General features: G+C 73.7%; 14 protein-coding genes. 6 read left to right on the forward strand and 8 right to left on the reverse strand.

Annotated elements, in window-relative coordinates; genetic code table 11:
* Positions 1-230: 230 nt before the first annotated feature.
* Positions 231-1,487: an acyl-CoA dehydrogenase gene (locus J1M40_RS12070; protein WP_010079560.1), complete on the forward strand. Its 1,257-nt coding sequence runs from the start codon at positions 231-233 to the stop codon at positions 1,485-1,487.
* A 31-nt stretch (positions 1,488-1,518) separates the two neighbouring features.
* Here J1M40_RS12070 and J1M40_RS12075 read toward each other — a convergent pair whose 3' ends face one another.
* Genes J1M40_RS12075 through J1M40_RS12085 form a run of 3 tightly spaced genes read right to left on the reverse strand, consistent with a single transcriptional unit; the run spans position 1,519 to position 4,246 of the window.
* A complete protein-coding gene (locus tag J1M40_RS12075; RefSeq protein ID WP_020621433.1) occupies positions 1,519-2,385 on the reverse strand; it encodes an ABC transporter permease in 867 nt (288 codons plus the stop codon).
* Entirely contained in the window at positions 2,382-3,401 is a 1,020-nt protein-coding gene (locus tag J1M40_RS12080) for an aliphatic sulfonate ABC transporter substrate-binding protein (RefSeq protein WP_070709819.1), read from the reverse strand. Before J1M40_RS12080 ends, J1M40_RS12075 begins: the two co-directional genes overlap by 4 nt.
* A complete protein-coding gene (locus tag J1M40_RS12085) occupies positions 3,398-4,246 on the reverse strand; it encodes an ABC transporter ATP-binding protein (protein WP_144861887.1) in 849 nt (282 codons plus the stop codon). Before J1M40_RS12085 ends, J1M40_RS12080 begins: the two co-directional genes overlap by 4 nt.
* Positions 4,247-4,721: 475 nt before the next feature.
* On the opposite strand from J1M40_RS12085, the gene J1M40_RS12090 reads away from it, so the two are divergent.
* From J1M40_RS12090 to J1M40_RS12100, 3 genes are read left to right on the forward strand one after another with little or no spacing between them, the layout of a single operon-like run.
* The gene (locus tag J1M40_RS12090; RefSeq protein WP_020621436.1) at positions 4,722-6,143 is read left to right on the forward strand and encodes an LLM class flavin-dependent oxidoreductase; all 1,422 of its coding nucleotides are present in this window, start codon (positions 4,722-4,724) and stop codon (positions 6,141-6,143) included.
* Positions 6,144-6,201: 58 nt separating this feature from the next.
* Positions 6,202-6,912 carry a Tat (twin-arginine translocation) pathway signal sequence gene (locus tag J1M40_RS12095; RefSeq protein WP_225348884.1) on the forward strand — a complete coding sequence of 237 codons (711 nt, stop codon included), beginning with the start codon at positions 6,202-6,204 and terminating at the stop codon, positions 6,910-6,912.
* On the forward strand, positions 6,909-7,655 hold the full coding sequence (locus J1M40_RS12100) for a hypothetical protein (protein ID WP_060973610.1): 747 nt from the start codon (positions 6,909-6,911) through the stop codon (positions 7,653-7,655). The genes J1M40_RS12095 and J1M40_RS12100 overlap by 4 nt, the downstream gene beginning before the upstream one ends.
* Positions 7,656-7,718: 63 nt before the next feature.
* Here J1M40_RS12100 and J1M40_RS12105 read toward each other — a convergent pair whose 3' ends face one another.
* The 4 genes from J1M40_RS12105 to purS form a co-directional block, all read right to left on the reverse strand.
* Positions 7,719-8,099, reverse strand: coding sequence for a YtxH domain-containing protein (locus tag J1M40_RS12105; protein ID WP_044658681.1), 381 nt, complete (start codon positions 8,097-8,099; stop codon positions 7,719-7,721).
* A gap of 235 nt (positions 8,100-8,334) precedes the next feature.
* Entirely contained in the window at positions 8,335-10,641 is a 2,307-nt protein-coding gene (purL, locus tag J1M40_RS12110; RefSeq protein ID WP_041103643.1) for a phosphoribosylformylglycinamidine synthase subunit PurL, read from the reverse strand.
* Positions 10,638-11,432 carry a phosphoribosylformylglycinamidine synthase subunit PurQ gene (gene purQ / locus J1M40_RS12115; protein ID WP_069941508.1) on the reverse strand — a complete coding sequence of 265 codons (795 nt, stop codon included), beginning with the start codon at positions 11,430-11,432 and terminating at the stop codon, positions 10,638-10,640. Before purQ ends, purL begins: the two co-directional genes overlap by 4 nt.
* A complete protein-coding gene (purS, locus tag J1M40_RS12120) occupies positions 11,429-11,695 on the reverse strand; it encodes a phosphoribosylformylglycinamidine synthase subunit PurS (RefSeq protein WP_069941507.1) in 267 nt (88 codons plus the stop codon). Before purS ends, purQ begins: the two co-directional genes overlap by 4 nt.
* Positions 11,696-11,871: 176 nt before the next feature.
* Here purS and J1M40_RS12125 point away from each other — a divergent pair, with 176 nt between their 5' ends.
* A complete protein-coding gene (locus J1M40_RS12125) occupies positions 11,872-12,036 on the forward strand; it encodes a hypothetical protein (protein WP_158530781.1) in 165 nt (54 codons plus the stop codon).
* Positions 12,033-12,479 (forward strand): YchJ family protein, encoded by a 447-nt coding sequence (locus tag J1M40_RS12130; RefSeq protein ID WP_069941506.1) that lies wholly within the window; start codon positions 12,033-12,035, stop codon positions 12,477-12,479. Before J1M40_RS12125 ends, J1M40_RS12130 begins: the two co-directional genes overlap by 4 nt.
* 40 nt (positions 12,480-12,519) lie before the next feature.
* On the opposite strand, the gene J1M40_RS12135 is transcribed toward J1M40_RS12130, so the two are convergent.
* Positions 12,520-12,675: a hypothetical protein gene (locus tag J1M40_RS12135; protein WP_010079551.1), complete on the reverse strand. Its 156-nt coding sequence runs from the start codon at positions 12,673-12,675 to the stop codon at positions 12,520-12,522.
* Positions 12,676-12,688 lie beyond the last annotated feature (13 nt).

A 12,688-nucleotide genomic window follows, 5' to 3' on the forward strand; every position in this document is an offset into this window, starting at 1 on the left:
GGTCCTCGGTGGGCGTCATGGGCGGCGGTTCCTCCTGGTCGGCGGGTCCGACCAGGGTAGGGACGCCGACGACGGCGCCGCGCCCATCGTCGTCACCGGCGGTCATGCTCGGCCCGCCGGACCCCCGCGGGCGCCCGGCGCGGGCCAGGGCGACGGCGGCCGGTGTGGATCCCGTCCCACGGCCGGGTCGCCCCGGCCGCCGGCCCGCCCGCGCGTGTCAGAGTAGGGCCATGACCACCTACGCCACCCTCGCCGCCCGGTACGCCGACGCCTTCGACTCTGTCGCCCACGGCGAGCGGGCCCGCGAGGCGGGCCGGCACCTGCCGTTCGCCGCCCTCGGGGAGCTGCAGGCCGCCGGGTTCGGCAAGGTCGGTGTCCCCGAGGACGCGGGCGGCGAGGGCGGCGGCAGCGAGACCGTGCTGCGCCTGCTCATGGACCTGGCCGCCCGGGACGTGAACACCGCGCACGTCTGGCGCTCCCACCTCGTGTTCATCGCCACGGCCATGGACCAGGCGCCCGCCCGTCGGGAGCGGTGGCTGCGGCACATCGTCGACGGGGACTGGGCCGGCTCCGCCCTGGCCGAACGCGCCGGCGGGGCCGCGCCGGGCCGTGCCGCCACCCTGGCCAGCCGGGACGAGGGCGGCACCTGGGTCGTGCGGGGGCAGAAGTACTACGCGACCGGCTCGGCCTTCGCCACGTGGACCGCCGCGACCGTGGGCATCGAGGGGGCGGACCTCGTCTCCCGCCGGAACTCCAAGCGGGCCGGGGGCGCGGTCCGCGAGCCGGACCGGGCCGTCGCCGTCGTGCGCGTGCGTCAGCCGCGCGTGGGCATCAAGGACGACTGGGACGGCTTCGGCCAGCGCCTGACCGCCACCGGGTCCGTGGTGCTCGACGACGCCGCGGCCGAGGAGCTGCTCGAGGTGCCGCGGCAGGACGGGCCCGTGCCCGTGCTCATGGAGGCGACCCTGCTGGCGCTGCAGGCCGGGATCGGCCGGGCGGCGCTCACGGAGGGCACGCAGCTGCTGCGGCAGCGGCGCCGCACCTTCAACACCGGCACGGCCGCGCTGCCCAAGGACGACCCCCAGCTCCTCGAGATCATGGGGCAGCTGGCCGGGCGGCAGGCCGCGGCCGAGCTGATGGTGCGCGAGATCGGGCGGCTGCTCGACGAGGGGCAGGACGGCGCCGACGGGGCCGGCCCGGCGGAGGCCGACGTCGTGGCGGCGTCCGCCGAGGCGATGGCGGCCGCGTACCGGGCCCAGGCCGTGGTGCCGGAGGCCGTCCTCGAGGTGTGCACCCGCATCTTCGACACGCTCGGCGCGTCGGCGACGTCGGCCACGCTGCGGCTCGACCGGCACTGGCGCAACGCCCGCACCCTCGCCACCCACGACCCGGCGGCGTTCAAGGTGCGCATGGCCGGCGACTGGCTCGTGAACGGCACCCCGCCGACCGCCTACACGTCGGCCGGCGAGGTCCCCGAGGGGGACTGACCCGACGACCGGGCGGCCGGACGTGCCGGGCTCAGGCCCAGCGGCGCAGGGCCCGGCGCTCCAGCAGGCCGAGCAGCCAGTCGGTGAGCTTGCCGAGCACGGCGAGCAGGATGATCGCCAGGATCAGGCGGTCCGTGCGTCCGTTGTTCTGCGAGTCGGTGAGCAGGAAGCCCAGGCCCATCGAGGAGGCGATCAGCTCCGCGGCCACCAGGAACAGCCAGGCCTGGGCCAGGGCCAGCCGCAGGCCGGAGAACACGGCCGGCACCACGGCGGGCAGCTGCACCGTCCGCAGCAGGGACAGCCCGTGGTAGCCGAAGGCCCGACCGGCCTCCACCAGGTGCGGGTCCACATGGCGCAGGGCGGCGTAGACGGTGGTGAACACCGGGAAGAACGCGCCGATCGCGATGAGGGTGACCTTGGACTCCTCGCCGATCTGCATCCACAGGATCAGCAGCGGCACCCAGGCCAGCGAGGGCACCGCGCGCAGCGCCCCGATCAGCGGGGCGAACAGCGCGTCCGCCCACCGGGACAGCCCGAGCGCGGACCCCACGGCCAGCCCGAGTGCGGCGCCGAGCAGGAAGCCCAGCAGCACGCGCTGGGTGGAGATCCCCACGTGCAGCCACAGGTCGCCCCGCTCCAGCAGGTTGACGCCGGCGCTCAGCACCGCGCCGGGGGAGGGCAGCTGCACCGCGGAGAGCAGCCCGGCGGCCGTCACCGCCCACCACAGCACCAGGAGGACAGCGGGCGCGGCCAGCCCCACCACCGCCCGGGCGCCGGGCCGGTCCAGCACCCGGGGCCGCTGCCGTCGGCGCGCCCCTGTGTCGCCGTCGTCGTGACCCGACCGCTCGCGCGCCTCGGGGCCCGTCGTCGCGGCGGGGGTGGTCAGGGCGGTGCTCATCGGATGGCCTCCTCGGCGAAACGGGTGTCCAGGATGCTCGCCAGCGCGGCGTCCACCTGGTGCTGGTAGTCGACGGACCCGGTGCCGACCAGGATCCGTCCGACCCCCGTCAGGGCGTCGAGCAGCTCCTGGCCCGGCACGGGGCTGACGTCCGCGTTGGTGCGTTCGAGGATCACGGTGCGGGCGACGTCGGGAGAGATCTTCGCGGCCTCGGCCAGGATCCCGACGGTCTCGTCCGGATGCTCGAGCGCCCAGGCGCGGGCGCGTTCGTACGTGTCCAGGACGGTCTGGGCGGTCTCCGGGTCCTTTTCGAGGAAGGACTCCGTGGCGTTGAGGACGGAGAACGTGTTCAGGGCGAGGTCCCGGTACAGGAAGCGGGCGCCCTCGGCCTCGGCCTTCGCCATGATCGGGTCGAGCCCGGACCACGCGGCCACCGATCCGCCGGCGAGGGCGGCGCGGCCGTCGGCGTGCTGCAGGTTCTGGATCTCGACGTCGGCCGGGTCCACCCCGGCGGCCTCGAGCGCCTGCACGGCGAAGAAGTACGGGTCCGTCCCGCGCGTGGCGGCCACCGTGCGGCCCGCGAGCTGGGCGACGTCCGTGATGTCCGAGCCGGGCGGGACCATGAGCGCGGACCACTCCGGTCGCGAGGCGACGCCCACGATGCGCGTGGGCGCTCCGTTGGCCCGGTTCAGCAGCGCGGCCGAGCCGGCCGTCGACCCGATGTCCACGGAGTTCGAGCGCAGGAGCTCGTTGGCCTTGTTGGAGCCGGCGGAGAACACCCAGTTCACCCGGACGCCGCGGGGCGCGAGCGTCTCCTCCAGCCATCCCTGGTGGCGGATCACGAGGGAGAGCGGGTTGTAGGTGGCGTAGTCGATGCTCAGCGTGTCCGGACCGTTCACCGGCCCGGCCGTCGCCTCACCCTGCAGGACGCATCCGCTCAGGCCCAGGGGCAGGGACGCGGCCAGCAGGCCGAGCGCCGTGCGACGAGTCAGGCGTGCGGGGCCCGCGCCGCTCATCGGGCGTGGCTCTCGACGCCGAGGCCCTCGAGGAGCTCGGCGCGCAGCCGGGCCAGGCGGACGTCCGCGCGGTCGCGGGGACGGGCCCCCGGCACGTCCACGATCCGCCCCACGGTCGCTCCGGGGCGGGCCACGCCGTCGGGCACGGGGACGTCACGGGCGAGCAGCAGCACGCGGTCGGCGAGCTGCAGGGCCTCCTCCACGTCATGGGTGATGAGCAGGACGGTGGTGCCGGTGGCGGCGTGCACGTCCAGCAGCAGGTCCTGCATCTTCAGGCGGGTCAGGGCGTCGAGGGCGCCGAAGGGCTCGTCGAGCAGCAGCACGCCGGGGCGGCGCGCCAGGGCACGGGCGAGCGAGGCCCGCTGGGCCATCCCGCCGGAGACCTCCCGGGGGCGGTGCTCCGCGAAGGGCGCGAGGCCCACGAGCTCGAGCAGCTCCTGCACGCGGGCCCGGCCCGCGGCGCGGTCCAGCCCCCGGGGCAGGCCGAGTTCCACGTTGCGGCGCAGGGTGCGCCAGGGCAGCAGGCGCGGCTCCTGGAAGCCGACGGCGGTGCGCTCGTCGTAGGGGCGCACGGGCGAGCCGTCGATCAGCAGCTCTCCGTCGAAGTCCGGGTCCAGGCCGGCCACGGCGCGCAGCAGCGTGGACTTGCCGCAGCCGGAGGCGCCGATCACGGCGAGCACCTCGCCGGGCGCCACGGTCAGGTCCACGTCGCGCAGGACGACGCGTGGTCCGTCCGCGGTGGGGAACGTGCGCCCGACGCCGCGGAAGACGACGTCGAGGCTGTGGCGGTCCTCGTCCCGGACCGGGGTGGAGGCGGTGGCACGGGAAGGCGCGTGCACGCTCATGGAGGGCTCCCATCGTCGCTGCGTCGTCGGTGTCGGCGCCGGACGGAGACGGATGCCAAACAGACCACCGCGGGCCCGGTCGGCTGCAAGTCTGCCCCGCCGCCGGCGCCGGAGGGCCGCACGGGCGTCACACCGGGGGCGCCGCCGGTCCTGGCCCGGCCGGCCGTCACGGCCCGAGCCCAGCGCCGAGCCAGACGTTTCGGTCGTCTCTGCAGGGTGGAGGCAGCAGATTTCTCTGGCTCAGCGCTGGGGTGCCACTGGGCCGCAACAGGGCCGCCGCCCGCGGACGTGTCCTCCGTCATGGTCGGGGCATGTCACGAACCGGGCGCCGGACGCGTGGCCGGGCCCGGCGGGGCCGTCATGAACCCCTGGGCCGGACCGGCTTCCACCGCCGGCCGCGTCAGCGTTGCATGGTGCGGAACCGTCGCTCGCCCGGCCGCGCCCCTGCGACCGGGCGGCCCTGGAAAGGAGACCCATGAGCACCGCCGAGAACGCCGGGGCCGGAGCACCCACCCGCCCGGACGAGCACCGCGCGATCCTCTTCAACGCATTCGACATGAACTGCGTCGCCCACCAGTCCCCGGGTCTCTGGCGTCACCCCGACGACCACGCCCGGGACTACAACACCCTGGGCTACTGGACGCACCTGGCGCAGACGCTGGAGAAGGGCCTGTTCGACGGCCTGTTCATCGCCGACGTCCTCGGCCCGTACTCCGTGTACGGCGGCACCTCCGAGGCCGCCATCAGGACCGGCGCGCAGACCCCCGTGAACGACCCGTTCCTGCTCGTCTCCGCGATGGCCGCGGTCACCGAGCACCTCGGCTTCGGCGTCACCGCCGGCACCGCCTACGAGCACCCCTACCCGTTCGCCCGCCGCCTCGCCACGCTCGACCACCTCACGGGCGGCCGCGTGGGCTGGAACGTGGTCACCGGCTACCTGCCCTCCGCCGCCCAGAACATGGGCCAGGACGACCAGATGGAGCACGACGAGCGCTACGAGCACGCCGACGAGTACCTCGACGTCGTCTACAAGCTCCTCGAGGGCTCGTGGGAGGACGACGCCGTCGTCTACGACAAGGAGTCCGGCGTGTTCGCGGACCCGGCCAAGGTCCACGACATCGCCCACGAGGGCCGGTACTTCACCGTGCCCGGCCACGCCGTCACCGAGCCGTCCGTGCAGCGCACCCCCGTGATCTACCAGGCCGGCGCCTCGACGCGCGGCCGCGCCTTCGCCGGCAAGCACGCCGAGGCCGTGTTCATCAACTCCCCCACGAAGGAGCTGGCGGCCGCCACCGTGAAGAAGATCCGCCAGGCCCTGGTGGACGCCGGCCGTGACCCGTACGACGTGAAGATCTTCGCGATGCAGACGATCGTCACCGGGGCCACCGACGAGGACGCGCGGGCCAAGTACGACGACCTGGCGCAGTACGTGGACCCGCTGGGCGGCCTCGTGCTCATGTCCGGCTGGATGGGCATCGACCTGTCCCAGTACGACCTGGACGAGCCGATCGGGGACGTGAAGTCGAACGCCATCCAGTCCGCCGTGGAGACCTTCCAGAAGGCCTCCGGCACGGATGAGGAGTGGACCGTGCGCAAGCTCGCCGAATGGGTGGGCATCGGCGGCTTCGGCCCCGTGATCGTGGGCGGCGGCGAGTCCGCGGCCCGTCAGCTCGTCGAGTGGGCCGACGAGACCGACGTGGACGGCTTCAACCTCGCCTACCACATCACCCCGGGCGCCTTCGAGGACGTCGTGGAGTTCGTGGTGCCGGCGCTGCAGAAGCTCGGCCGCTACAAGACCGCGTACACGGACGGCACGCTGCGCCACAAGCTCTTCGGCCGCGGCGACCACCTGCCGCAGAACCACCACGGCGCATCCTTCGCCCTGCGCCGCCGGTAGGGTGACGCCAATGGCCGCGGCGCCCTGCCTCGGCCGGCAGCAGCCCCAGGAGGAGAACATGCAGCGCAGACGTGCCGTCCGCGCGGCCGGGCTCGGCGTCGTGGGCGCCCTGGCCTTGGCCGGGTGCGCATCCGAGCCGCAGTCGGCGGGGGAGGCCTGGCATCAGGCCCGCACCCAGTTGGACGAGGCCGAGACCGTCCGACTCGAGACCGCCTACACCACCGGCCGTCAGGGCCCGCACTCGGTCCGCTGGGACATCGCCGGCCGGCTCGACGGCGGCGACGCCGAGTCGAAGGGCGTCATGCAGGTCGGCCGGGACTCACACATCACCATGGAGTCCCGCCAGGTCGGCGAGGATGTGTTCGTCCGGGTCGACGTGGACGGCTCCGACGTCCCGGACGACGTCCAGGTGATGTACTCCGACCCGCAGTGGCGCCGTGTCCCGGCCGGTGAGGGGCAGGAGCCGCCCCTGAAGGCCCTCCTCGACCAGGTGGGCTTCCCCGCGGCGGACGCCCTCGACGGCGCCGAGGTGCGCGCCGAGGAGGTCGACTGGGACGACGGCACGGCCTACCGCTACGCCGTGCCCGAGGAGGTCGCCGACGCCGCAATGGTCGAGGGCGACGCCACCCGGGTGCACTCCTTCACGGTGGACGACGACGGCGAGCTGGTCGCGCTCACCGTCGACGACGGCCGGGCCACCCAGCAGTACGCCCTGAGCGACTGGAACCAGATCGAGCCGGCCGAGGCGCCGGAGGAGGTGGCCGAGTGAGGCAGCGCCAGACCCAGACCCGCCGCACCCGCCGCGGCCTGTCCCTCGCCGCCCTCGGGGCGGCCGCCCTGCTGCTGACCGGCTGCGCCTCGGGCGACGACGCCCCCGGCGCCTGGGACCGCGCCCGCACCCAGCTCGAGGAGGCCGACTCCGTCCGCATGGTCACCGAGCTGCGGTCCGAGGCCCCGAGCAACGGCCGCGCGGTCCCGGACGCGGTGGACATCTCCGGTCCCGTGGACGGCTCGTCCATGCGGTACGTGTCCGTGTACAAGGACGACGGTCTGATCACCCGGGACGAGTCCCGGATCGTGGACGGCACCGCGTACTCCCGGTTCACGGTGGAGCGCGTCGGCGCGAGCGGTGAGGACCATCCCGCCTATGCGGAGCGCTGGACCGCCACCCCGTACGAGGGCGATCCCAGCGCCACCGGCATGGGCGCGATGGTGAGCTCCCTGCTGGGCTCCCTGCCGGAGTCGGGCGGCCTGGACGACGTCGAGGCGGACGCGGACGGCATCCGCCGCAGCGGTCAGGATGCGATCCGCTACGTGCTGGACGAGCCCGTCTCGGGCCCGCAGGAGGGCGTGGAGCTGACCGCGTTCACGGTGTCCAAGGAGGACGGCCGCCTGCTCACCGTGGAGACCGAGTCCGCCGGCACGAAGGCCGTGGTGACCCTCTCCGAGATGGGCGGGGTGGATCCGGTGCAGGCCCCGCCGGCCGACGAGGTCCTGAAGCAGGACGGCTGACCCGGCCCACGGCGGCGGCGGCCCGCCTCCCCTCGGGGAGGCGGGCCGCCGTGTCTGCGCGGGTCAGCGCGTCAGCGGACCCTCGTCACCCAGCGGGGTGGACGGGTCCGAGATGGTGTCCGGCTCGGCACCGTGGCGGGCCGCCGAGGTGATGTTGTCGTTGTTGGACTCGGTCACGCGATCTTCGCGGACGTCGTTCTTCTTGTCGTTGCCCTGCATGGCATCCTCCACCTTCGTCGTGGCCTTCTGCACCGGATCGGACTTCTTCACCTCAGCGAACTTCTGCTGGGCGGTCTCCTGGACCTGGCCGACCTTCTCCTGGGTCTTGGGGTCGTTCCAGAGCTTCTGGGCGTTCTGGGTCATCTTCTCGAGGTTCTTGCGGCCCTCGGCGGAGCCGAGCAGGTAGCCGAGTGCGGCGCCGAGGCCCAGGGTGATGAGGCGCATGGGTGGTCTCCTTCATGTGTCGGGACCGCGCCGACCCTCTTGGACGGGCCGGGCGGCGCGCTGGCGCGCTGTCCTGGGATCACTCTGGTCATCGGAGCCCGCCGCGTCAACGACTGAGGCGCACGGCCGTGCGAGGGTCGGCGGCGTTCGTCCCCGCCGTCCCGCCCCACGACGACGGCCGCCCACCCCGGAGGTGAGCGGCCGTCGTCGTGCCGGGGCCCGTGGGCCCACGGGGTCAGCCGAAGTGCTTCGGCAGGGTGGCCTCCCAGGCCTCGCGCAGCTCCGCGATCGGCAGGGTGAAGGCGTCCTGGACCTCGAGGGCCGCGGAGTCGGCGTCCACCACGCCGATGCGCACGGCCGCGTAGCCGCGGGCCGTGGTCATGTCCGTGAACCGGACCTCCTCGGTGCGGGGCACGGCCACGACGGCGCGCGCCTGCGTCTCGGAGAACAGTGCGGTGAACAGGTCCACGCCGGCGCGGCGCAGCACCTCGTCCAGCACCACGCGGGCGCCCACGCCGAAGCGCAGCACCATCTCGGACAGGGTGGCCGCGAGGCCGCCGCCGGAGACGTCGTGGGCGGCGTCGATCATGCCGTCCCGGGACATGTTGACCAGCAGCTCGCCGAGCAGGCGCTCCTTCTTCAGGTCGACCTTCGGGGGCAGGCCGCCGAGGTGGCCGCGCAGGCGCGCGAACTCGGAGCCGTCCAGCTCGTCCGCGGTCTCGCCCAGCAGGTAGATCGCCTGGCCGTCCGCGTCCGGGGCGAAGCCGGACGGGGTGCGGCGCAGGACGTCGTCGAGCTGGCCGAGCACCGCCACCGTGGGGGTGGGGTGGATCGGGGTGCTGCCCGTCTGGTTGTACAGGGACACGTTGCCGCCGGTCACCGGGATGCCGAGGGTCTGGCAGCCGTCCGCCAGGCCGCGCACGGCCTCCGCGAACTGCCACATCACGTCCGGGTCCTCGGGGGAGCCGAAGTTCAGGCAGTCGGAGACGGCCAGGGGCACGGCCCCGGCGGTGGTGACGTTGCGGTACGCCTCGGCCAGGGAGGCCTGCGCGCCCGTGTACGGGTCCAGGTAGGTGAACCGGTCGTTGCAGTCCGTGGCCAGGGCCACGCCTATGCCGGTCTCCTCGTCCACGCGCACCACACCCGCGTCGTCCGGGGCCGCCAGGGCGGTGTTGCCGCGGACGTAGCGGTCGTACTGGCGGGTGATCCAAGAGGTGTCCGCCAGGTTCGGGGAGCTCATCAGCTCCACGACGGCGGCGCGCAGCTCCTCGCCCGTGGCGGGCAGGTCCTGACCGGCCTCGGAGGAGCGGAACGTGTCCGCCTGGAGCTCGTCCTGCCAGGCCGGACGCGCGTACGGGCGCTCGTAGACCGGGCCGTCGTGGGCCACGGTGCGCGGGTCCACGTCGACGATGACCTCGCCGTCCCAGGTGATGATCAGGCGGCCGTCGCCGGTGACCTCGCCCAGCCAGGAGTACTCGACGTCCCACTTTGCCATGACGGCCTCGAACGCGGCGACGTTCTCCGGCGTCACCACGGCCATCATGCGCTCCTGCGACTCGGACATGAGGATCTCGCCCGGGGTCAGCGTGGAGTCGCGCAGCAGCACGTCGGTCAGCTCCACGCGCATGCCGCCCTCGCCGTTGGAGGCGAGCTCGGAGGTGGCGCAGGAGATGCCGGCGGCGCCGAGGTCCTGGATGCCCTCGACGAGGGAGTCGCGGAACAGCTCGAGGCAGCACTCGATGAGCACCTTCTCGGAGAAGGGGTCGCCGACCTGCACCGAGGGGCGCTTGGCGGGCTTGCCGTCGCCGTCGAAGGACTCGGAGGCCAGCACGGAGGCGCCGCCGATCCCGTCACCGCCGGTGCGGGCGCCGAACAGAACTACCTTGTTGCCCACGCCGGAGGCGTTGGCCAGACGCAGGTCCTCGTGCTTGAGCACGCCCACGGCGAGGGCGTTGACGAGCGGGTTGCCCTGGTAGATCGGGTCGAAGCGGGTCTCGCCGCCGATGTTCGGCAGGCCCAGGGAGTTGCCGTAGCCGCCGATGCCGGCCACCACGCCGTGGAACACGCGGGCGGTGTCCGGGTGGTCGATCGCGCCGAAGCGCAGCGGGTCCATCACGGCCACCGGGCGGGCACCCATGGAGATGATGTCGCGCACGATGCCGCCGATGCCCGTGGCCGCGCCCTGGTAGGGCTCCACGTAGGAGGGCGAGTTGTGGGACTCGACCTTGAACGTCACGGCCCAGCCGTCACCGAGGTCGGTCACGCCGGCGTTCTCGCCGATGCCCACCATCATGTGCTGCTTCATCTCGTCGGTGAGCTTCTCGCCGAACTGGCGCAGGTGCACCTTAGAGGACTTGTACGAGCAGTGCTCGGACCACATGACCGAGTACATGGCCAGCTCGGCCGCGGTGGGGCGGCGGCCGAGGATCTTCTTGATCTCGGCGTACTCGTTCTCCTTCAGGCCCAGCTCGGCCCAGGGCTGCTCGACGTCCGGCGTCGCCTGGGCGTCCGCGACCGTCTCGATGTTGAACTGCTGGCTCATGCATGGCCTCCACGGCTGGCGAGGGTGGTCAGGACGGAGGTGAAGAAGCCGAGGCCGTCCACGCCGGAGCGGGGGCCGGCGGCGGTGTCCGGGCCGAAGCCCGTCTCCACGGCGTGCTCCGGGTGCGGCATCAGACCGACGACGTTGCCGGCCGGGTTCGCGATGCCCGCGATGTCCCGGCGCGAGCCGTTCGGGTTCCAGCCCTGATAGCGGAACACCACGCGGCCCTCGGCCTCGAGGGCGTCGAGGGTCGTCTCGTCCGCCACGTACTGGCCGTCCTGGTTCTTCAGGGGCACGGTGATGGTCTGGCCCTGCTCGAAGTCGCGGGTCCACACGGTGTCCGTGCTCTCCACGACCAGCTCCTGGTCGCGGCAGATGAAGTGCAGGTGGTCGTTCTTGATCATCGAGCCCGGCAGCAGGTGTGACTCGGTGAGGATCTGGAAGCCGTTGCAGATGCCGAGCACCGGCAGGCCGTCCGCCTCGCCCTCGGGGCCGCCGGCCGCCGTCGCCACCGCGTCCATCATGGGGGCGAAGCGCGCGATCGCGCCGGCGCGCAGGTAGTCGCCGTAGGAGAAGCCGCCCGGGATCACGACGGCGTCCACGCCGGCGAGCGTCCGCTGCGGGTCCGCGTCGGCGTGCCACAGGGAGACGGGCTCGGCGCCGGCGAGGCGGACGGCGCGCAGCGCGTCCACGTCGTCCAGGGTGCCGGGGAAGGTGATGACGCCGATGCGCGCGCCGCTGAGCGGCGTCGTCGGCGTCGAGTAGTCGCCGATGAGGGGGAGCTCGGTCATCGGGCGCCCTCGGCCTCGTCCAGGACGGCCACGTTCACGACGTCCTCGATGACGGGGTTGGACAGCATCTCCTCGGCGGCCGTGCGGGCCTGAGCGAGGATCTCGTCGGTGACCTTGCCCTCCACGGTGAGCTCGAAGCGCTTGCCCTGGCGGACCTGGCTGAACTCGGTGAAGCCGAGGCGGGGCAGGGCCCCGTTGATCGCCTTGCCCTGCGGATCGAGGATCTCGGGCTTGGGCATGACGTCGACGACGATGATGGGCATGAACACGCTCCTGGGTGCGGGACGATGCCGCGGAGCAGGACGGTGTAGATGCCGTCTCACGCCCGGCCCTGGGCGCTCCGCGTGCTTGCCCGCCCAGTCTACTCGGCCGCCCGGACGCGGGATCGTGGGTGTGATGGGGGCGGCACGCGGCAGCCGGCCCGGCGTAGCCTGGCGGCATGAGACCTCAGCAGACCCGTATGTCCCCGCTCGGCCGACGCCGGCCGATCAGCCCGCTCGGCCCCGCGCTGCTCGCCGCGGCGGCCGGCGTCGTGCTGACGGGAGTGCGCCGCATCAAGGCCCGCTCCGCCCGGCGTCGCGCGACCGGACGCCCGCGCCGGTGACCCGCCCCGAGCCCTGCCCCTGCGGGTCCGGAGCCGGGCTCGCGGCGTGCTGCGGTCGCCTGCACGCGCGTTTCGCCCGGGACGGCGCCCTGACCGCGCCCACCGCCGAGGCGCTCATGCGCTCCCGGTACACGGCGTTCGCGCGGCTGGGCGAGGCCGGGCCGGCAGAGGCGCGGGCGATGGCCGACTATCTCGCCGCGACCTGGGTTCCCGAGCACCGGCCCACCGCGGCCGAGCTGCTGCCGACCGAGGGGGAACAGGCGCCGCGGTTCACCCGCCTGGCGGTGCTGGACGTGCGGGACGGCGGGCCGTTCCAGGACGCCGGGACCGTGGAGTTCGTGGCCGTCGGCACGGGGGCCGAGGGGCGGTTCCGACTCCATGAGGTCAGCCGGTTCCGCCGTGAGGACGGGATCTGGCGCTACGTGGACGGCGACGTGCGCTGAGGCCGGAGCGGCGCGTCGGACGGCGGCCGGCGGTGCCGCGTCAGAAGGCGGAGAAGATCCCGGCGCCCACGCTGAGGACCAGGCCCAGGATGGCGATCCACGCCACCAGGGTGACGATCGGGCGGGGGCGACGCGGGGCGTCGTCGTGCCAGTCCACGCCCTCCAGCTCCGGAGGGGTGCGCAGCTCTCGATCCATGGCCCCAGCCTCT

The organism is Micrococcus sp. KRD026 (genome assembly GCF_017168445.1).
In the GTDB taxonomy this organism is placed as follows: Bacteria; Actinomycetota; Actinomycetes; order Actinomycetales; family Micrococcaceae; genus Micrococcus; species Micrococcus luteus.